The sequence below is a fragment of the Streptomyces griseorubiginosus genome (assembly GCF_001514195.1).
GTDB classification, from domain to species: domain Bacteria; phylum Actinomycetota; class Actinomycetes; order Streptomycetales; family Streptomycetaceae; genus Streptomyces; species Streptomyces griseorubiginosus.
The window spans coordinates 919,650-938,732 of sequence record NZ_KQ948737.1; the positions used below are offsets into that span (position 1 = coordinate 919,650).

At 71.9% G+C, this 19,083-nt stretch carries 17 protein-coding genes and 1 riboswitch; of the genes, 7 read left to right on the forward strand and 10 right to left on the reverse strand.

Annotation, left to right across the window (positions count from 1 at the left end):
• Positions 1-53: 53 nt before the first annotated feature.
• From AQJ54_RS22475 to AQJ54_RS22485, 3 genes are all read right to left on the reverse strand, one after another.
• Positions 54-1,022: an SMP-30/gluconolactonase/LRE family protein gene (locus AQJ54_RS22475; protein ID WP_062240521.1), complete on the reverse strand. Its 969-nt coding sequence runs from the start codon at positions 1,020-1,022 to the stop codon at positions 54-56.
• A gap of 140 nt (positions 1,023-1,162) precedes the next feature.
• Positions 1,163-1,996, reverse strand: a complete 834-nt coding sequence (locus AQJ54_RS22480; protein ID WP_062240184.1) for a PIG-L family deacetylase — start codon at positions 1,994-1,996, stop codon at positions 1,163-1,165.
• Between the two features lie 178 nt (positions 1,997-2,174).
• A complete protein-coding gene (locus AQJ54_RS22485) occupies positions 2,175-2,792 on the reverse strand; it encodes a TetR/AcrR family transcriptional regulator (RefSeq protein ID WP_062020546.1) in 618 nt (205 codons plus the stop codon).
• Between the two features lie 102 nt (positions 2,793-2,894).
• On the opposite strand from AQJ54_RS22485, the gene AQJ54_RS22490 reads away from it, so the two are divergent.
• Positions 2,895-3,779, forward strand: a complete 885-nt coding sequence (locus AQJ54_RS22490) for an NAD(P)-dependent oxidoreductase (protein ID WP_062240188.1) — start codon at positions 2,895-2,897, stop codon at positions 3,777-3,779.
• Between the two features lie 143 nt (positions 3,780-3,922).
• Positions 3,923-4,573, forward strand: a complete 651-nt coding sequence (locus AQJ54_RS22495; protein ID WP_062240192.1) for a hypothetical protein — start codon at positions 3,923-3,925, stop codon at positions 4,571-4,573.
• Between the two features lie 36 nt (positions 4,574-4,609).
• Here the strand turns inward: AQJ54_RS22495 and AQJ54_RS22500 are convergent, their stop codons facing one another.
• Complete coding sequence (locus tag AQJ54_RS22500; protein WP_062240195.1) at positions 4,610-7,564, reverse strand: helix-turn-helix transcriptional regulator; 2,955 nt, start codon at positions 7,562-7,564, stop codon at positions 4,610-4,612.
• 236 nt (positions 7,565-7,800) lie between these two features.
• Between AQJ54_RS22500 and AQJ54_RS22505 the strand changes: the two genes are divergently transcribed.
• On the forward strand, positions 7,801-7,983 hold the full coding sequence (locus AQJ54_RS22505) for a hypothetical protein (RefSeq protein ID WP_062020554.1): 183 nt from the start codon (positions 7,801-7,803) through the stop codon (positions 7,981-7,983).
• 32 nt (positions 7,984-8,015) lie between these two features.
• Here AQJ54_RS22505 and AQJ54_RS22510 read toward each other — a convergent pair whose 3' ends face one another.
• Positions 8,016-9,230, reverse strand: coding sequence for a DUF2207 family protein (locus AQJ54_RS22510; RefSeq protein ID WP_159055543.1), 1,215 nt, complete (start codon positions 9,228-9,230; stop codon positions 8,016-8,018).
• A gap of 173 nt (positions 9,231-9,403) precedes the next feature.
• On the opposite strand from AQJ54_RS22510, the gene AQJ54_RS22515 reads away from it, so the two are divergent.
• Positions 9,404-10,102 carry a lysophospholipid acyltransferase family protein gene (locus AQJ54_RS22515; protein WP_062240203.1) on the forward strand — a complete coding sequence of 233 codons (699 nt, stop codon included), beginning with the start codon at positions 9,404-9,406 and terminating at the stop codon, positions 10,100-10,102.
• 68 nt (positions 10,103-10,170) lie between these two features.
• Here AQJ54_RS22515 and AQJ54_RS22520 read toward each other — a convergent pair whose 3' ends face one another.
• The 5 genes from AQJ54_RS22520 to AQJ54_RS22540 all read right to left on the reverse strand — a co-directional run bounded on the left by AQJ54_RS22520 (position 10,171) and on the right by AQJ54_RS22540 (position 16,081).
• Positions 10,171-10,986, reverse strand: a complete 816-nt coding sequence (locus tag AQJ54_RS22520; protein WP_062240206.1) for an ABC transporter ATP-binding protein — start codon at positions 10,984-10,986, stop codon at positions 10,171-10,173.
• Positions 10,983-11,996 (reverse strand): FecCD family ABC transporter permease, encoded by a 1,014-nt coding sequence (locus AQJ54_RS22525; RefSeq protein WP_062240210.1) that lies wholly within the window; start codon positions 11,994-11,996, stop codon positions 10,983-10,985. The genes AQJ54_RS22520 and AQJ54_RS22525 overlap by 4 nt, the downstream gene beginning before the upstream one ends.
• A complete protein-coding gene (locus tag AQJ54_RS22530; protein WP_107121118.1) occupies positions 11,993-13,039 on the reverse strand; it encodes an ABC transporter substrate-binding protein in 1,047 nt (348 codons plus the stop codon). Before AQJ54_RS22530 ends, AQJ54_RS22525 begins: the two co-directional genes overlap by 4 nt.
• Before the next feature lie 54 nt (positions 13,040-13,093).
• Positions 13,094-13,269: riboswitch (cobalamin riboswitch) on the reverse strand.
• A 242-nt stretch (positions 13,270-13,511) separates the two neighbouring features.
• Positions 13,512-14,966, reverse strand: a complete 1,455-nt coding sequence (gene dctA, locus AQJ54_RS22535; RefSeq protein ID WP_062240213.1) for a C4-dicarboxylate transporter DctA — start codon at positions 14,964-14,966, stop codon at positions 13,512-13,514.
• The gene (locus AQJ54_RS22540; RefSeq protein WP_062240218.1) at positions 14,963-16,081 is read right to left on the reverse strand and encodes a PrpF domain-containing protein; all 1,119 of its coding nucleotides are present in this window, start codon (positions 16,079-16,081) and stop codon (positions 14,963-14,965) included. Before AQJ54_RS22540 ends, dctA begins: the two co-directional genes overlap by 4 nt.
• A 132-nt stretch (positions 16,082-16,213) precedes the next feature.
• On the opposite strand from AQJ54_RS22540, the gene AQJ54_RS22545 reads away from it, so the two are divergent.
• The 3 genes from AQJ54_RS22545 (at position 16,214) to AQJ54_RS22550 (ending at position 19,080) form a co-directional block, all read left to right on the forward strand.
• Complete coding sequence (locus tag AQJ54_RS22545; RefSeq protein WP_062240221.1) at positions 16,214-17,140, forward strand: LysR family transcriptional regulator; 927 nt, start codon at positions 16,214-16,216, stop codon at positions 17,138-17,140.
• Between the two features lie 283 nt (positions 17,141-17,423).
• The gene (locus tag AQJ54_RS47415; RefSeq protein ID WP_267884975.1) at positions 17,424-17,549 is read left to right on the forward strand and encodes a hypothetical protein; all 126 of its coding nucleotides are present in this window, start codon (positions 17,424-17,426) and stop codon (positions 17,547-17,549) included.
• A 121-nt stretch (positions 17,550-17,670) separates the two neighbouring features.
• A complete protein-coding gene (locus AQJ54_RS22550) occupies positions 17,671-19,080 on the forward strand; it encodes an MFS transporter (RefSeq protein WP_159055544.1) in 1,410 nt (469 codons plus the stop codon).
• Positions 19,081-19,083 lie beyond the last annotated feature (3 nt).

A 19,083-nucleotide genomic window follows, 5' to 3' on the forward strand; every position in this document is an offset into this window, starting at 1 on the left:
CTTCACTCATGCCGGACCGGAGCGCACCGGACCGGAGCCCACGGGGCCGGCGTTCACCGGCGGTTCAGCCGGGCCAGCAGCAGGTTCGGGTCCGGTACGGCGGCGAAGTACGAGGCGCTGGGGACGTAGACCGTCCGCTTGCGTACGGCCACGGAGGTCGGGTTGGAGAGGCCGTCCTGCTGGGTGAGCACGACGGAGTGGCTCCCGTCAGGGCGGACCACGACGACCTGGTTGCTGCTGTTGATCGCGGCGAGGACGGTGTCGTGGTGGCGGGAGGTGAAGGCGAAGTCGTCGATGCCGGCGAGTCCGGTCGCCCGGGTGCGGATCGGCCCCGCGGAGCCGTCGGGGCGTACCGGAATGCGCAGCAGCGTGCCGCGGTCGGTGTTGGAGACCCAGACCGCGCCGTGGTGGACCTTGATGCCGTTGGCGCCGAAGCCGGTTCCGGACGGTACCGGGGTGAGGGGCGTACCGGTGGCCCAGGCGATGCGCGGACCGCCGGTCACCGGCACCCGCCAGACGGTGCCCCGTACCGAGTCGGCCGCGTAGAGGACGCCCCGGTGCTCGTCGAGGGCGAGGCCGTTGGGCAGTCCGTCGGCCGGCAGCTTCGCGATCTGCCGGGGCGTGCCGCCGCCCGCCGGGATGCGCCAGACGCCGGTCTCGCTGGTGCCGGTGGCGTAGGTGACGTACAGGGTGCCGTCGTGGGCGCGGGCGATGCCGAGCACGATGGCGCTGTGGACGATGGGGGTGTTCGGGTTCGCGACGCCCGGCAGGGTGACGCGTCCGCGGATGTCCCCGTGCCGGGAGACGTTGGCGACCTGGCGGGCGAAGGCGAAGGTCAGGTCGGCGGAGCCGTCGGGTTCGACGGCGATGTTCTCGGGGGTCTCGCCCGCGGCGAAGTCGAAGTGGGCGACCACCCGGGGGTGCGACACGAGCGGCTCGTCGCCGGACGCGGGAGCCGTCGCGAGCAGGCCGAGGGCGACGGCGGTCGTGGCGACGGCGGCCAGATGCGGGAGTCGGGGCATGTAGCGCATGAACCTCTCCTTGGGCTGGAACACGGGCCGCCGGTGTGGCGGCAGGGGCAGCCTGCGCCACACCGACGGGTGACCGCCGCAGTCACGGCCGGGGGGTCGCCCTCGTGGCCTACGGGGCGCTCCCGCGCGGGTCAGCGCAGTCCGGCGAAGAGGTCGTTCTCGGGTACGGGGGTTCCGGTCGGGTCCTGGACCCGCAGGAAGGTCTCCGTGCCCATCAGCTCGCCGAACCGCTCCTTGCCCATCCTGAGGAAGAAGATGTTCTCGCCCTGACTGGCGTGCGCGGCCAGCGCGTCGTACTTCTGGTCGCTGAACGCGGTGGTGTCCACCCACGTGGTGATCTCGTCGTCGGGCAGACCGATCTCGGCCATCGCGGCGGCCTCGGCGGGATCCGGTTCCGGCACGTCCTCGCCGAACTCGCGCATGACCTCGCCGAACCGCCCCATCGCCGAGTGGGGCATCGTGGTCCAGTACACCTTCGGCGTCAGATCGATCAGCTCCAGCGCCGCCATGGTGATGCGGTGGGCCTGGATGTGGTCGGGGTGGCCGTAGAAGCCGTTCTCGTCGTAGGTGACGACCACATCGGGACGGTAGTGCCGCATGAGCTCGGCGAGCCGGGCCGCGGCCTCCTCCACGGGGGTCTGCCAGAAGGACCCGGGGGCGTCGTTGCCGGGCCAGCCCGCCATCCCGGAGTCGGCGTACTCCAGCATCTCCAGATCGGTGACCTTGAGGACCCCGCAGCTCTCCTCCAGTTCCTGCCGTCGCAGCGCGGCGACCGCCGCCGGATCGTGTCCGGGGTCGCCCGGCTTGATGCCCCCTGGTCCGTCACCGCAGCTTCCGTCGGTACAGGTCACGAGAACCGTGCGGACACCTTCCGCGGCGTACCGCGCGAGGACCCCTCCGGTTCCGGTGGCCTCGTCGTCGGGGTGTGCGTGCACCGCCATGAGCGTCAAGGGCCGGTCAGTCATGAAAACAGTCCTCCAGCAGAGATACGTCGTGAATCACTTGCCCGATGCAACCAGGCCGGGGCAGCCCCCTGTTCCCGGTGGGAGGGCGCCGGAGGAAATGCGTCGGATCCGGTGGGCGATCCGGCCAACGCCGTGCACGGACGTGCCGTCCGGGTGGGGGACCCGGTGCGTCAACGCGTCACGGCGGCGTCGAGCAGCGGGGCGAGTTCCCGGTCACCGCCGCGTCGAGCAGCGGGGCGAGTTCCCGGGTGACGGTCGTCAGGGGGCGGATGTCCTGCTCGGCGCGGGCGAGGAGGATCGCCCCCTCCAGGGAGCTGAGCATGAGCGTGGCGAGCGCGGACGCCCGTTCCGGCGTGACGCCCATGTCCGCCAGGGCCGCCGCCACCGCGCCGTGCCACTGGGCGAAGGCGGCGGACGCGGCCTGCCGGGTGGAGTCGACGCGCTCGGCGCAGTCCGCCGTGGCGGCGGCGACCGGGCAGCCGCCCGCGAACCCGGACGTCTCGTACTCGTCGGTCCACTGGCGCACCATCTCGCCGAACAGCCCGCTCGGCGTCGGCACGGGCAGGGCGGCCAGGAAACGGGCGACGCGCCCTGCGGCGTACCGTCCGGCCCAGCCCACGGCCTCGTTGACCAGCTGTTCCTTGCCCCCGGGGAAGTAGTGCTGAAGCGAGCCGCGCGGCGCACCGGCGTGCTCGGCGACGTCCCGCATCCCGGCGGCCGAGACCCCGCCGCGCCGGATCAGCTGGGCCGCGCTGAAGACCATCCGCTCGCGTGGTCCGCGTTCGGACACCGTCATGTCGGGCTCCGCTCCTCGATCTTCCGGCGCCCACTCTATGACCGCCGTCATAATCCCGACTACTATGACGGCGGTCATAGTCGACGGAGGCGGTGGAGCGTCATGGCGTACGTGGGTTTCGTCGGGCTGGGTGTCATGGGGCAGCCCATGGCCCTCAATCTCGCGCGTGCGGGAACGCCGCTGGTCGTCTGGAACCGGTCCCCGGCCAGGTGCGCACCCCTGCGCGCCGCGGGCGCCGAGGTCGCGGCGAGCGCGGCCGAGGTCTTCGAGCGGGCCGGCACGGTGTTCCTCATGCTGGCCGACGAGACCGCCGTCGACGCGGTCCTGGGACGCGGCACCCCCGACTTCCCGGTCCGCGTGTCCGGCCGGACCGTCGTCCACATGGGGACGACCTCGGCGGAGTACTCGGCCGGCCTCCAGGACGACGTTCGGGCCGCCGGCGGGCGGTACGTCGAGGCGCCGGTGTCCGGTTCCCGGGTGCCGGCCGAGCGGGGCGAGCTGGTGGCGATGCTGGCGGGTGACGACGACGCCGTGGCGGCCGTACGACCCCTGCTGTCCCCCATGTGCCGGGAGGCGTTCGACTGCGGTCCCGTCCCGGACGCGCTGCTGACCAAGTTCTCGGTGAACCTGTTCCTGATCACTCTGGTCACCGGTCTGACCGAGGCGTTCCACTTCGCCGCCCGGCAGGGACTCGACCCGGGGCTGCTCCGGGACGTCCTGGACGCGGGTCCGATGGCCAGCTCCGTGTCCCGGATGAAGACCCCCAAGCTGCTGGCCCGCGACTTCGCGGTCCAGGCCGGAGCCGCGGACGTCCTCAAGAACAACCGCCTGATCGCCGAGGCGGCCCGTAAGACCGGTGTCGCCTCCCCGCTCCTGGACGTCTGCCACGCCCTGTTCGGCGAGACCGTGGAACAGGGCCACGGCGACGAGGACATGGTCGCGGTCCTGCACGCCCTGGAGACGCGCACCGCCGAAGTGGCGCCTTAGGGCCGGGTCAGGGCGTGAGCGCTGTTTCGCGGCGCCTCGCTCTACGTAGCGGATTCCGTGTTTTCCCCGATGGATCCGTGGCCGTGCCTTGCGAGGGTGGGGCCTTCGTCAGCCGCGAGCAGGCGGCGCCGAGGGGAGAGAACATGGGGACGTCCGGCCACGGGATGCGGGCGGCGCGATGGGGCGCGGGCACGCTGGTCGTTCTCGCCGCACTGGCCGGGTGCAGCAGCGGGGACGGGAAGCCGTCCGCCCACGCCGGAGCCTCCTCGGCGGCTGCCGAAGCGACGAAGGGACCGGGCGACTACCGTCCGCCGACGGCCCTGTGCCCGAAGATCGACTTCGGGCCGCTGACCGCGGCCGTCGCGCCCACGGCCGGTGCGCCGAAGGGGCAGCTGACCGGCTCCGATCCGTCGACGGCCGCCGGCGCCGCCTGCCTCCAGGCTTTCAGGACGACCGGGACGAAGGCTGACGGCCGTTCGACCGTCTACTGCAGCGCCTGGAAGGACGTCCCCATCGCGATCAAGCAGTACGCGTACCGACTGTCCTCGGCCCCGAAGGAAGCTCAGGGCGCGGTGGTGAAGGAGTCGGGCCTCGGCGGGGAGGCCTTCCGGTACCGGAACGTCAAGGACGCCGCACCGTTCGCCGACGACCTGCGACTGGTGGTGCGGGACAGCAACATGGAATGCGAGGTCCAGGTCCAGAGCCTGAAGCCCTTGACGGACCAGCAGGTCAAGGCGGCCTGGCCGGCCATGGCGGTCACCGTCCGGACGCTGCTGCCCAAGCTGCGCTCCTGACCCGCCCGGGCCGGGAGCCGGGACCGGAGCGGCCGGTCAGACGGGCGGCCGGTGGACCACCGCGCCCAGCGCGCGCGGCAGGGCCGCGCGGGAGGGGATGTCGAGCTTGCGGTAGATGCGGCCGAGGTGGGCTTCGACCGTCCTGGAGCTGACGAAGAGTTCCTCCGCTATCTCCTTGGTGCGCTTGCCTCCCGCCGCCAGTTCCGCGATCTCCCGCTCCCGCTCGGTGAGAAGGGCCACCGTCGCCCGGACATTCGCCTCCTGCATCGTCTCGACCGAGGAACCGGCGGTGGCGCAGGACGCGGTCAGGAGGGTTCTGATCCTCGCCGCCTCCTCGATGACCCGCTGTGCTCCGCAGGACCGGGCGGCCTTTCCCGCCGTGTCGAGCCACTCCAGCGCCTGTTGCATACCGTGGGCCGCGTGGACGGAGGGCGCGCCGGTCACCAGGGTCCAGGCGTGTTCCAGGGGTAGGCCCGCACGGCGGAACGACTCCGCGACTTCGAAGAACAGCTCCGCCGCCGGAGCGTGCTCCCCTTCGGCCGCGTGGAGCTCGGCCCGGGCCCTGCGCACGTGGTGCAGTTGCAGCGGCAGCCCCAGCTGTGCGGCCGCGGCCTCCCCCGCTTCGACCCAGTCCCGGGCGGCGTCGATGTCTTTGCATCGCAGGGCCGCGACGCCGGCGAGGGCCAGGAGGGAAGGCTGCCAGGCACGCACGAGCAGCTCCAGCCGGGGGCCGCCCTCCTCGACGAGGGTGCGCAGACAGCCTTCCGGGTCCCCGCCGAGGAACTGGGCCTGGGCGCGCAGGCCCACGGCCACGGCTGCCCGCCACCCCCGCTTGGCCACGGCGAGGGAGTACCCCTCGTCGGCGAGTTCGAGGAGCCTGTCGGTGTCCCGCCGCGAACGTGTCCAGAGCAGTCCGGTGGCCCGCAGGATCATGGCGATGCCGGCGGCTTCGTCGACCCCGCTCGTCCTGGCGAGCAGACGGGCCTCCTCGGCACGGCGGCACATTGTCTCCAGACGCCCCGTCAGCTGGTCGAGGTGGCACAGCGCCACCAGCTGGTTGACCCGGATCAGGCGCCGGGTGGCACCGGTGGTCGCCTGAAGACCTCGTTCCAGATGCCGGTAGGCGTCATGGAGCCGCTCCTGGAACAACTCCGCGCAGCCGAGCATCGCCAGGACGTCGGGCAGGGTGACGGCCTCGGTGTCCGGCAGGGCGTCCACGATCCGTGCGCACGCGGTGACCTCTGCGACGGCCTGCGGCAGCAGCCCGAGCTGGGTGTCGCCGAGGGCGGCGAGAGCACGCAGGTAGGGCACCACCGGGTCGACGGTCCCGGCGGCCTCCACCGCTTCTCGGACCACGTCACGTGCCTCGCCGTAAGCGCCCCGGAACAGCTGCACCCGCCCGTACGCGGTGATCAGTTCGGCCGCCGACGGCGGGAGCGGAACCGGCAGCGGGCGGGGCACGAGGTCGAGCGCTGTGCGGACCACTGCCTCGGCCTCCTGGTGACGGCCCAGCAGCCGCTCCAGTTCTCCGCAGACCGCGTAGGCCCTCAGCAGCAGGTCCTCGGAGAGGTCCGCCCGGTGCCGGAGCAGCTCGTGCACCAGGGAGCGGGCCTCCTGGAGTCGACCCACGGCACTGAGGGCCTGGCACTGGTCGAGCACGAGCAGGGTCCGGGGAGCGTCGATCTGCTCTCCGGCGGGCAGGTGGTCCAGCGCCAGGCGCAGCCAACGGGCCGCGGTGGCCGGGGACTTGGCCATCATCTCCGCCGCACCGTCGACCAGCACCTGCCGGGCCTCGGCACTGCCCGCGCCCACCAGGTGCTCAGCCTGCCGGGCCCGTAGGAGCGCCGGCGCCCGTCGAGCGGTGAGCAGGTCCATGGCCCGCCCGTGCGCCTCGACGCGCAGGGCCGGCGAAGCGTGTGCCAGGGCGACGTGGGCGAGTACCGGATGCCGGAAGGCGTAGCCGCCGCCCCAGGGGAGCGGCCGTATCAGGTCGACGTCGACGAGCTCGGTGAGGGCTGCGAGGGTCCGGTCCAGACCGAGGCCGGACACCTCGGCGACGTCCCCCGGCAGGAAGGGATCACCCAGAACGGCGGCGACCTGGACCGAGCGCGCGGCGTCGGCGGTGAGGGCGTCCAGCTCGGTGACGACGGGGACGGCGGCCCGGAGCATGCCGTCGCGGTCGGGACCGGCACTGAGCGGCCACTCGTCCGGGTCCCACCGCGCCGCGAGCAGGATGCGCAGCATCCGGGGGTTGCCGCCGGAAGCGGCGTGCAGCTGCTCGACGTACGTGCCGTGGCCCACGGGCGCGTCCTGGGTGCGCCACTCGGTGCAGGGGCGGTCGGGCGCCGGGCGGGAGACGGCATACGGGGAGAGGGCGTCGGTGTGCCGGCCGTCCTGGCCGAGGACATCGGATATCGCCCGGACGTCCAGGGCGGAGAGGCTCATGCGGACGACCGAGCCGGTCTCCACCCCGTGTTCGAGTGCTTCTCGCAGCAACGGGCCGGACTGGCGCGGACGGTGCGCCAGCGCCAGCACGAACGGGCCGGGCGGGGGTGTCCTCACCAGCTGGGCGATCCGTGTCGCGGAGTGCTCGTCGCACAGGTGCACGTTGTCGAGGACGAGGACGCCGCCGCGCCGCGCCGCCCAACGCCCCAGCAGGCCCCGCAGCTCGGCTTCGGCCCCGGCGGCGGGCTCCCGCGCCGTCGAGCGATCCGTCTCCTCCAGACCTTCCAGGATCTCGGTGATGAGCTGGCCGGGCCGTGTCGCACCGCGCGCGGCGTGGGCTCGCGCCACCACGGCCCCTGCCTCGGCGGCCCACTCGGCGAGCAGACCGAGCACGGTGGTCTTCCCGATCCCCGGCTCTCCGGCGACCTCCAGAACCACTCCCCGACCGTCGGCCAGATCCCTGACCACCGTGGAGAGACACTCGGTCTGCGTCTGTCTGCCGACGAGAACGGCACCGTTCCCCCTGGCCTGATCCTTGGGGGGCAAGTGGCTCCTCCTTCGCACGGACGTGCACACGAACGAGCACACCGTCTGTTACCAGTCAATTCGGATACTAGGTCATCCCGTTGGCCGGCCACATGGCCTGAACGGCGCCTTGCGAGACGGCCAAGGGCGGGGGCCGGTGAACCTAGGTACGCGATTACGTAGTTCTACGAACGCCTCCGGAAGGGAGGGTTGGAAGACTCGCACCAAAGCCCGGCTGAACAGGGGAGAGTGCTCCGTTGGTTTCCAAGATCCGTGTCCTGGTGGGCATGTTGGTCCTCCTCGCGCTGGCGATCGCCTCCATCGCCCTGCTCGCATCCGTGAAAGCCGCTCCCCTCTGGTTCACGATCGTCCCTCTCGGCATCCTCTTCATCGGCGCCTCGGTCGGCCGGTCGGCCGGATGGTTCGACAAGAAGGGGTGACCGGGCCGGTGGCTCGCAGGGACCTCGGGCGGTCAGCGTGGCACGGCCTCGACGACGCTGATCCGGTGGACCTTGCGGTGACGCGGACTGCAATGCACGTCGACGACGTCGCCCACCCGGAACCGGTCCGCGAGCTCCTGGTTCTTGCGGCCCGAGAACATCGGCCGGCTCCACCGGTGGACCTCGAAGGACCAGGCCTGGTGTGAGGCGGGGTCCTCGATCGCGCAGCAGTAGTGCGTGATGTCGGTCAGAGGGTCGTCGTAGTGGGTGTCGTAGTCCCAGCGGGAGATGACGACACCGCGAAAGCTCAACTCGGCGGGGACGGCCAGGACTCGGCGCCGGGCCGGCAGCAGCAGGACCCAGAGCAGGCCACCGACCAGAACCGTGGCCGCCACGAGTGCCCCACCGTAGGGGATGTGCCTGGTCAGGGTGGCGATCAGCGTGGTCGTGGCGACGGCGCAGACGGCCACGACAAGCATGACGAGCTGCCACGTGTGGCCCCAGCGCGGCGGATCCAGGGGCGCGGTGTCCACGACATGCCAGGACCTGCCGTACGAGGACCAGATGAGGCGCGACTCCCGTACGGGCAGCGCCGACTCGGGACCGTCCGCTCCCACCTGCCGTTTCGGCAGCCGGTGCGCTGCCACGTCGGTGCGGTTCCGCACCTCCCGTGCGGCCTGTCGACCGGCGGCCGTCAGCCGGGGGCCGGACCGGACCCGGAACGGGGGCCGCTGCACCGCGACCACCGCACTCAGCGGCAGGACGACGAGGACCACCGCACCTGCCCAGGGCGGGCACCACGGCAGGACGGCGTACAGGGACCCGAACCAGGCCACGAGCACGATGGTCCGCAACAGCAGGGTCAGGTAGGTGTTGCGTGCCGGCCGTATCAGGTTCAGGGCCTTGGCCTCTTCGCGGACGCTCTGCTGAAAGCCGCGCCACCACACCCAGAACTCGTCACCGTCGCCCGGTCCGAGAGCGCCCACGGGGACGCGGTCGACGCCGTTGCGGCAGCGGTGCCGGACGCGTTCGACCAGGAGTTCCTCGAAGGGGCGCAGCGACGCCGGGCCGGCCTTGCCGGGAACCGGCCGTACGGTCATCGTGCCGTCCGCCTTGTGCTCGGCCTTCAACCGACCAATGCGGGCCATCTCCAGGGCAGTTGTCTCGATGGCCTTCGGCGTGACCTCGCCGTCCCCCAGAAGCAGGTTCACCACAGCCGCGGGCAACCCCTGGTCCTCCACACGCATCCCCCCTGACTGTGACCGAGAACAGCCCCACGCACACGTCGGAGCTTCCCCCCGGGTGAGTACACGTACTCATGCGGCGCGGGATACCGGGTGCCACGATGACGGTCACCTGCACGCTGGGCAGACAGGCAGACAGCGTCCGGCTTCCGAGACGCCGAAAGGAACGGCAGTTCGTGCTCACCACCCTCGCCCGCACCGTGGTCCCCGTCCTCGGCCGGCTGTCCGTGACCACCGGTACGGTCGGCGCGATCGCCCCCGGCAGCGTGGTGGCGCCCAACCACACCGCGCTGATCGATCCCGGCGTCGTCCTGACCGCGCTGCGCGGCCTGGGCACCGAGCCCGTCGTCCTCGCCGCCGCCGGACTCTGGAGAGTCCCCGTCCTGGGCCGACTCCTCACCAGGGAAGGCCACATACCGGTTCACCGTGGGAGCCGGCAGGCGGCCGCGGCACTCGATCTCGCGTCCCAGGCACTCGCCGCCGGCCGGGTCGTGGTGATCTACCCGGAGGGCCGCATCCCACGGCGCCCGGACTCCGCCGACCGCGCCCCCGCATGCCTGCGCACCGGCGTCGCCCGCCTCGCGCTCGCCACCGGCGCCCCGGTCGTCCCGCTCGGGCATGCCGGGGCCCGCCGGATCGTCTCCGGCAGCGTGCCGAAGCAGATCGGCGGCCTGCTGACCGCGCCGCTGCGCCGCCCGGCCCTGCACGTCCACGTGGCCGACCCCATCCACCTCACCGGCGACCTCCCCGACGCCACGGCGCACCTGCACACCGCCGTCCAGCAGGCCTGGCGGCAGGCGGTCGAGCAGGTGATCTCCCATCGGTCCGGGAGAGGTGGACGGGCGGGGGCGGGTCGTGGTGGTGACGCGCACTGACGGTCGCAGCTCCGGTCACCGGTCACTCACAGGGGACTGCCAGGGGTCTGCCCCCCTTGCCCGCTCGCTCAGTGCGCGGTCGGAACGTCGCCCGTCACACCCTCCTGTAGCTCGTCCGGGGCCGCCGGACGCAGGTAGCGGATCGCGGGGTGGCCGGAGTCATGGGTGACCTCGGCTCGGACGCCGTAGACCTGTTCGATGAGGACGGGTGTCAGAACCTCGGCCGGTGTGCCCTCCGCGACCGCGCGGCCCTCGCGCAGGACAAGCAGCCGGTCGCAGTACATCGCAGCGAGGTTGAGGTCGTGCAGGGCGATCACGGTGGTGACCGGAAGGCTCGCGACGAGCGACAGCAGGTCCAACTGGTGCTGGATGTCGAGGTGGTTGGTGGGTTCGTCGAGGAGGAGCTCGCGGGGTTGCTGGGCGAACGCGCGGGCGATCTGGGCGCGTTGGCGTTCGCCGCCGGAGAGGGTGTGCCAGGACTGGTCGGCCCGGTCGGTCAGACCGGTGCGGGCCAGCGCCTCGGTGACGGCCGCGGCGTCGGCCGCCGTCGGTGGGGTCCAGGCACGGCGGTGCGGGATGCGGCCCAGGGCGACGACGTCCCGGACGGTCAGTTCGGTCCCGGTGTCGGCGTGCTGCTCGACGGTGGCGATCCGGCGGGCGGTGGCGCGTCGGCCGACCTCCGGCAGCGGACGTCCGTCGAGGGTCACGACCCCTGCGGTAGGCGCGAGGACACCTGCCAGCAGCTTCAACAAGGTTGATTTTCCTGAGCCGTTGGGGCCCAGCAGTCCGACGGTCTGACCGGGTCGCAGGGTGAGGGTGACGTCGTCGACCACGAGCCGGTCGGCGAGGCGCCGTACGACGCGGTCCGCGTGCAGGCCGGTCACGCCCTTCTCCTTCCGCGGTGGAGCACGGCCACGAACGCGGGCACACCGATGAGGGACGTCACCACGCCCACCGGGACCTCCTGGGGGTCGAGGACGGTACGGGCCAGCGTGTCCACCCAGACCAGGAACACGGCGCCCGTGAGCGCGGTGACGGGCAGGAGGCGTGCGTGGCCCGCGCCGGTGAGGGCACGGGTGGCGTGCGGGAGGACCAGGCCGACGAAGCCGATCGCCCCAGCACAGCTGACCAGGGCAGCGGTGAGCAGTGCGGTCGCGCAGAGCAGGACCAGGCGGGTACGGGCGACCCGGACCCCGAGTCCGGCGGCGGCCTCGTCACCGAAGGCGAACGCGTCGAGCGTACGGGCGTACCCGAGGCAGACGACGAGAACTCCCGCCAGGACGACCGCACAGAGCAGCACCTGTCCCCAGTCGGCGCCGGCGAGCGAGCCGAGCAGCCAGAACAGCACGCCCCGGGTGGTCTCCGCGTCGGCGGAGGTCAGCACGACGAACGAGGTCAGCGCGGAGAACAACTGCATGGCGGCGACCCCGGACAGCACCACCCGGTCGGTGCTGCCGCCGAGGGTGTGGCTGAGCAGGAGGACCAGGGCGAAGGAGAGCAGCGCACCGAGGAAGGCGCCCGCCGACAGGGACACCACTCCCCCGCCCACTCCCAGCACGACCACGGCGACCGCTCCTGTGGAGGCGCCGGAGGAGACGCCGAGGACGAACGGGTCGGCGAGCGGATTGCGCAGCAGCGACTGCATCACCGCCCCGCAGACCGCGAACCCGGCCCCGCACACGGCGGCAAGCAGCGTGCGCGGCATGCGCAGATCCCAGACGATGCCGTCCCGCAGCGGCGCCGACACGCCTTCGCCGACGCCGAGATGGGCCGCGACGGCGGCCCAGACGTCCCCCGTCGAGATGTCCGCCGGTCCGATCGTCACGGCGACGGCGATCGACGCGAGCAGCGCGGCCAGGCCCCCGCCGGTCAACAGCAGCGTGCGGAGGCTCACTTGGCGAGTCCGAAGTCCCGCAGTCGCGCCGCGACCTTCTCGATGCCCTCGACCGTACGGATCGACGGGTTCATCGCCTGGCCGGACAGCAGGACGTAGCGCTTCTTCCGCACCGCGGTCAGGTTGCGGGTGGCGGGGTTGGTCTCCAGGAACCGGATCTTCGCCTCGGCGGTCTCCGCGGTCTGCTGCCTGCGGGTCAGGTCGCCGATCACGATGACGTCGGGGTCGCGGTCCGCGACGGTCTCCCAGTTGATCTGGGGCCACTCGTCGTGGGTGTCGGCGAAGGCGTTCCGCGCGCCGACCGCACGGGTGATGGCACCCGGCGCGCCGCAGCAGCCGGCGAGGTAGGGCGACTGGGAGTTGGCGAACCAGTACATCAGGGAGACGTCCGAGGCGTCCATCCCGGCGGTGGCCGTACTCACCCGCTTCTTCAGCGCGCCGACGAGCTTCTCGCCGCGCTCCTCGACGCCGAACGCACGGGCCAGGTCGCGTATTTCGCCGTACACGGCGTCGAGGGTGAGCGGTTCACTGCGCGATCCGTCGCCGCCGCTTTCGTTGTCCTTGCCCGACCAGTCGGACGGTGAGACATAGGTGAGCACCCCGAGCTTCTCGAACTGTTCGCGGGTGGCGACCCCGCCCTTGCCGAGGGTGGAGACGAACGAGGCGGTGACGAAGTCGGGTTGAGCGTCCAGGACCTTCTCGAAGGAGGGGTTGTTGTCGGCGAGGCGTGGCACCGAGGCGTTGGCCTTCTCCAGTCCCTTCATCACCGGGTCGGTCCAAGTGGCCGTACCCACGGTCCGGTTGGCGAGGCCGAGGGAGAGCAGGATCTCGGTGGAGCCCTGGTTGAGGGAGACGGCCCGCTTCGGGGCCGACGTCAGGGTGATCTCGCGACCGCAGTTGTCGAGGGTCACCGGGTAACCGGCGGCGGTCGCCTGCGACTTCGCGTCCTTCGCGTCGGACGAACCGCACGCGGTGAGCAGCAGGGCTGACACGAGGAGGAGCGCCGGGGTACGGAACAGGGCGGGGGTACGGAGCACGGGCATGCCTCTGGGGTCGGGGCTCTTACGCGGAGCCTGGCCTACGGACGTCCCCCGCGCCGGGGCGCGGAGGTGCCAGCAGGTCTTCGGACTCGGGTTCGTCCGGACGGGGCGCCTTCCCGGTCTCCCAGTGGCGCCGTGCCCCGCCCGTCCCCCTCACCGCTGCGCGTCAGTTCCGGATTCGCACCGGATTCCCTGGCCTCGGATGTGGCTCGACTGGCCCGACGAGGCTACCAAGCCGGTCGCACCGTCAAGCACGGCCGGACCATGCGATCCGTCACGGAGTACGGCACGACCGTGTGGCGTCCGCGTGTGCCGTGCTCCGTGACGGGACGGCCGTAGTCCGGGACGGGACAGCCGTAGTCCCGGACGAGACGGCCGTAGTCCGGGACGGGACGGCCGTAGTCCGGGACGAGACAGCCGTAGCGCAGAAGAGCCGGTCCGGAGGGCGTGCTCCGGACCGGCCGTGCGGGGTGGGTCAGCCGGCGGCGGGTACCGGCTCTCGGCCCGCCCCCGCTGCCGCCTTCCGGTCGGCGTCCTCGGCCTCACCGGCCGCGACCTTCGGGGCCGTGTCCTCGGCGTCCGGAGCGGGCGTCGGTTCGGGCTGCGCACCCGACGGCGTGGAGGTGTACGGGAGCTCGCCGCGCAGGACGGCCCTGGCGCGTTCCTCGTCGAGTTGCCCCTCCCACTTGGCGACCGCCAGGGTGGCGACGCCGTTGCCGACCACGCTGGTCAGGGCGCGGGCCTCGGACATGAACCGGTCGATGCCGAAGATCAGGGCCAGCGCGGCGACGGGCACGTGCGGTACGGCGCTGAGGGTGGCCGCCAGGGCGATGAAGCCGGAACCGGTCACCCCGGCCGCGCCCTTGGAGGTCAGCAGCATGACGGCGAGCATGGACAGCTGCTGGGTGAGGCTGAGGTCGATGCCGAGGGCCTGGGCGAGGAAGACCGAGCCCATGGTCAGGTAGATGGCGGTGCCGTCGAGGTTGAAGGAGTACCCGGCGGGCAGCGTGATCCCGACGACCGGCTTCGAGGCGCCGGCGTGCTGGAGCTTGGCCATCATGCGCGGCAGCACCGGCTCGGAGGACGAGGTGCCCAGGACGATCAGCAGCTCCTCCTTGATGTAGCGGAGGAAGGGCAGCAGGCGCAGGCCGTTGAGGCGCATGACGGTGCCGAGGACGACCAGGACGAAGAACAGGGCGGTGAGCCAGAAGGAGCCGACCAGCAGGAAGAGGTGGCGCAGGGTGTCCAGGCCGTAGTTGCCGATGGTGAACGCCATGGAGCCGAAGGCGCCGATCGGGGCCAGCCGCATGATCCAGCGGATGAGCGTGAACAGGACCCTGGAGAGCTTCTCGATGCCCTGGGTGAGCCCCGCGCCCGCCTCGCCGGCTGCGTTGAGACCGAAGCCGAACAGGACCGAGATCAGCAGCACGGGCAGGATCTCGTGGCCGGTCAGCGCGCTGAGCAGGGTGTCCGGGATCATGGCGAGCAGGAACGCGGAGACGCTCTCGTGGCTCGCGGTCGCCTCCGGCGGCAGCCCCTTGGTCGACAGGGTCGAGGGGTCGACGTGCAGCCCGCTGCCGGGCTGGACGACGTTCACGACGACCAGTCCGATCACCATGGCGACGGTCGTCAGGACCTCGAAGTAGATCAGCGCCTTGAGACTGACCCGGCCGACGGCACGGGCGTTGCCCATGGAGGCGATGCCGTGCACCACGGTGCAGAAGATGACGGGCGCGATCATCATGCGGACCAGCGCGATGAACCCGTCGCCCAGCGGTTTGAGATCGGCTCCGAACGAGGGCCACAGCGCGCCGACGGCGGCCCCGGCCAGAACGCCGATCAGGCACTGGACGTAGAGCAGTGACAGCAGACCGCGCAGGCGGCTCGGTGGTGCGTCGACGGTACCCGGGGCGGCGTCGTTGCGGCTCATGCGGGGCGTCCTTCCAGGACGGGAACGAGGAGTTCGGCTCGGGCGATGCGGCGGGCGGCGCGGTGCAGCAGCACCGTGGGGGACGCGCCCTGCTTCGCGGGGACGGCTCGGGCGGTGATGACACCGGCCGGGGTGCCCAGGCGCAGCGTCCCGTCGGCGGTCTGCCGGGCGACGCGGTGGGCGAGGGTGCCGGGGATGGCGGCAGCGGTGGCCAGGGCTACGGCCGAGGTGAGACCGATCGCCGGGTGCGGCGCGTGCATGGAGACCATGCGCACGGCCAGGTCGTACGCGTCCTGTGGGACGAGGGTGCCATCGGTGGTGCGGTAGGTGACAGGGCGGGCGACCACTCCGACCTTCGGGACGGCGTGGCTGACGGGGTCGCTCTCCTTGACGAGTCCCATGGCCAGCGCGGCCTGCCGGCGCAGCACGGTGAGGGCGGGCACCGCCGTGGCGAAGTCGGCGAGGGACTCGGTGCCGTCGAGTCCGAACGCCTTGGCCTCGAAGAGCGCCGCCGGGGCGCCGGCGTCGACCAGGGAGGCCTCGACGGTGCCGGTGGGCCCGGTCAGCGTGTCCAGGGCGTGGCCGGTCGGCAGGGCCCGGCCGGTCGACGTGCCGGCGGGGTCCTCGAAGCCGAGGAGCACCGGCACGCCGGGCGCGGCGGTGCCCGGCACCCGGGCCGTCCCCGCGTCGGGGGCCGTCCGCCCCGGGGTGGGGATGGTGCCGCTGAGCCGGGCTCCCGTGTTGATGTTGAGCATCCGTACGGTGGTCGACTCCGGTGCGAGAGGCACCAGTTGGTGGTGGACGGCGTACAGGGCCACGGCGGTGGCGCAGTTGCCGCAGTTGCTGGTCCACTCCACCCGCGCGTCGCCGATGCCGACCTGGGCGAAGGCGTACTCGACGTCGACGTCGGGCTTCGTCGAGGTCCGGACGATCGCCGCCTTGGAGGTGGTGGAGGAGGCGCCGCCGACGCCGTCGATCTGGCGGGGGTCCGCGGCGTTGTAGGCGGCGAGCAGCAGGGTGTCGGCGTCCACGCCGGTCGCCACCACGTCGTGGTGGTCGAAGATCCAGCACTTGCTGGTTCCGCCGCGGATCATCTCGCCCTGCACACGCAACACAACGGACTCCTCAGGGACATCCCGACGGCATCTCCGTGCGGGCTGCGATCCACAGTGGGCGTGGGCAGCGTGAAGTACAATCTCGAAAATCTGCATGGGTATTAACCTGAACTGAACGCTGGAGGTGGCGGGATGCTCGACGTCCGGCGCATTCTGCTCTTCACCGAGGTCGCCCGCCGGGGTTCCGTCACGGCGACCGCACGCGCCCTCAACTACACGCCCTCAGCGGTGTCGCAGCAGGTCAGCCGTCTGGAGGCGGAGGCCGGACAGCCCCTCCTGGAGCGTCATGCGCGCGGGGTCACCCTGACCGACGCGGGGCGCGCGCTGGCCGAGCGGGGCGAGCGGATCGAGCGCGAACTGACGGCCGCGGAGAACGAACTCGCCGACTTCGCGGGACTGCGGGCGGGCACACTCCGCGTCGGAACCTTCCCCACCGTCGGCGCCTCCCTGCTCCCCCGGGCGGTGATCGCCTTCCGTCGCACCCACCCCGACGTACGACTGACCGTGCGCAGCGCCCGGATCGCGGGACTGTGGGCGATGCTGGAGAACCGCGAGGTCGAGATGTCGCTGATGTGGGACTACGACTGGAACCGCATCGACCGCGAGGACATCGTGGTCACCTCGCTCGTCGACGACCCTCCGGCGCTCCTCGTCGGCGCGGACCACCCCCTCGCCGGCCGCCCCTCCGCCGCCCTGGCCGACTTCGCCGAGGACGCCTGGATCACCCGTGCGGAGAACCACCCGGTGGCCGAGGCCCTGGCCCGCAGCTGCCGTACGGCCGGATTCGAGCCGCAGATCGCCTACGAGGCGCACGACTACCAGGAGGCCCAGGCGATGGTCGCCGCCGGCATCGGCGTCGCCCTCGCCCCCACCCTGGCCCTGGAAGGCATCCGCGGCGGCGTCAGCGTCCTGCCGCTGCTGCCCCCCGCCCCGGTGCGCCGCATCCTCCTCGTCCGCATGAGCGACCACGCCCTGACCCCGGCCGCCGAGGCCTTCGTGACCTTCCTGCGGGACAGCGCGGCGGCGGCCGGGGGCGCGGGCCTGCCGGAGCAGCCCTGACCACCACCGTGTGACGCACCGAGCGCGCAACCGCTGTTTCCTCCGAAGAAATGTCGGAAGCGATCAGAATCGGCCGTTTGGCCATTTATGGAGTGGTGGATTCCGTTCCGCTTTCCTCGTTCTCCCGCGCGAAACCGGTGTTCGGCCTGCCAAACATATGTCTTTTTTCGCTGTTTCTGGCCAACCTTTCCATGCCTTCTGTGGCTTCCCGAAAGATCTCGTTACGCTCATTCCGGAGCGCGACGGGGTTGGCCTGGCGCGCCGTATTTTCGAGGGAGAGAAAATGCGCGAGTCGAACGACGAGCAGAAGATCCTCGAGGAGATTGAGGACCTCGACTCCCTGGAGGTTCTGGAGGCGGAGGACCTCGACGACAGCGTCGCGTTCCACGCGTTCCGCTTCCGTTCCTAGCGCCAACGCCAGTCAGGCATGATGCCGGTGGGCGGGCCGGGTGGCCGGCCCGCCCACCGGCGCGGTGACGTGTTGCGTACAGTGCCCGGCGCGTTCTGCCAGAAAGGTTTCACGGCCCCCGGTGGGAATCTACTTTCGGTTGTTCCGGCATCGTCGTTTCGCCGGACTCTGTTCCGGTCAGATTGTTTCTCTTATTGGTGACGCGTTTTTCCCCATCATTGTCGTGGTGGCCGCCGCGAAGGCGGGAACTCCCGCGGAGACCATCGGCGCAGTGTTCGCCGCGCGTTTCGTCGCACTGGGGGGTGTCGTCCTCTTCAGCGGTGCGCTCCTGGATCGATTCGATCCGGTGCGGGCCGCAGTCGTCGCGGACTCCACGCGGGTCGTCGCCCTCGCCGTGCTCGCCATTGCGTGGGACGGCCGGCTGGACGCCGTCGTCGTCGCCGTCGCCGTGCTCGTCGGTCTGTGCGAGGCGGTGAGCGAACCCGCCCTGCTGGTCATCGCGCCCCGCGTCCTCGACGGGAGGAGCCCGACGGCCGCGGCCGGGCCCACGGCAGGCCCCGCGCCCGCCGAGGACGCCAAGGACGCCGAAGACGCCGAGGTCACCGCCGCCTACGGACTCCTGGAAGGCCTGCGCAACGTCTCGGGTATGGTCGGCCCGACGCTGGCCGCCGCCGTGGTGGCCGGGCTCGGCTCGTCCGCCGGCGCCGTCCTCGCCGCGGTCACCTTCGGACTGTCCGCCGTCGCCACGCGCTGGGCGGGCGCGCACCTCGTCGCGGGTTCCCGGTCCGGCGCACCGGCGCAGAAGCCGGACCCCGCCCGTGCGGAGCCGGAGACCTCCCGACCCGGTAGCGACGGTCCCGGCGAGCCCGAGCCCGAGCCCTCCCTCCTGCACTCCGCCCTCCAGGGGCTGATCGTCCTGTGGCGCATCCCCTGGCTGCGCAGTGTGCAACTCCTCGCCGTCATCCATGTGGTGTTCGCCGTCGGCCCCTGGATGGTCGCGCTGCCCGTCTTCCTGGTCGAGGGCGGTCACAGCGCCACCCTCTACGGATTCGTCCTGGGCGCCTTCGCCATCGGCAACGCCGTCGGAGCCCTGGTCGGCGGCAGGATCGGCGGCCCCCGCCGAGGCCTGTACGCACTCGCCCTGCTCGCCCTGTACGGCCTGACCGTGCTGGCGCCCGTGGCGAGCGGCTCGCTCGTGCTGCTGACCGTCGCCTTCGTCGCGGGCGGCATCGGACAACAGGCGTTCGACGTGGCCAAGATGACGGGACTGCGCCGGGACGTCCCCGAGGAACTGCACGGCCGTGCCTTCTCGGCGGACTTCTTCTTCTCCTTCGCCTCCCTTCCGCTCGGCCAGCTCCTCGGCGCCGCCCTGCTCCGCTTCGCCGACCCTCGCACGATCATGCTGTGGGGCGGCGCCCTCGTCCTGGTCTCGACCGCTGCCGTGACCCTGCGCCCGGACGTCCGCCGCTTCTCCTCCGCGCCGGCCGCCGCATCCGTGCCCGCCGCGCAGACACCCCTCGTGGAACGGTGACCG

Coding starts and splice junctions, on each gene's coding strand:
- AQJ54_RS22475 (WP_062240521.1), bottom strand. CDS start 1,022: ATGCCCCGACTCCCGCATCTGGCCGCCGTCGCCACGACCGCCGTCGCC.
- AQJ54_RS22480 (WP_062240184.1), bottom strand. CDS start 1,996: ATGACTGACCGGCCCTTGACGCTCATGGCGGTGCACGCACACCCCGAC.
- AQJ54_RS22485 (WP_062020546.1), bottom strand. CDS start 2,792: ATGACGGTGTCCGAACGCGGACCACGCGAGCGGATGGTCTTCAGCGCG.
- AQJ54_RS22490 (WP_062240188.1), top strand. CDS start 2,895: ATGGCGTACGTGGGTTTCGTCGGGCTGGGTGTCATGGGGCAGCCCATG.
- AQJ54_RS22495 (WP_062240192.1), top strand. CDS start 3,923: ATGGGGACGTCCGGCCACGGGATGCGGGCGGCGCGATGGGGCGCGGGC.
- AQJ54_RS22510 (WP_159055543.1), bottom strand. CDS start 9,230: ATGCGTGTGGAGGACCAGGGGTTGCCCGCGGCTGTGGTGAACCTGCTT.
- AQJ54_RS22530 (WP_107121118.1), bottom strand. CDS start 13,039: ATGCCCGTGCTCCGTACCCCCGCCCTGTTCCGTACCCCGGCGCTCCTC.
- dctA (WP_062240213.1), bottom strand. CDS start 14,966: ATGAGCCGCAACGACGCCGCCCCGGGTACCGTCGACGCACCACCGAGC.
- AQJ54_RS22545 (WP_062240221.1), top strand. CDS start 16,214: ATGCTCGACGTCCGGCGCATTCTGCTCTTCACCGAGGTCGCCCGCCGG.
- AQJ54_RS47415 (WP_267884975.1), top strand. CDS start 17,424: ATGCGCGAGTCGAACGACGAGCAGAAGATCCTCGAGGAGATTGAGGAC.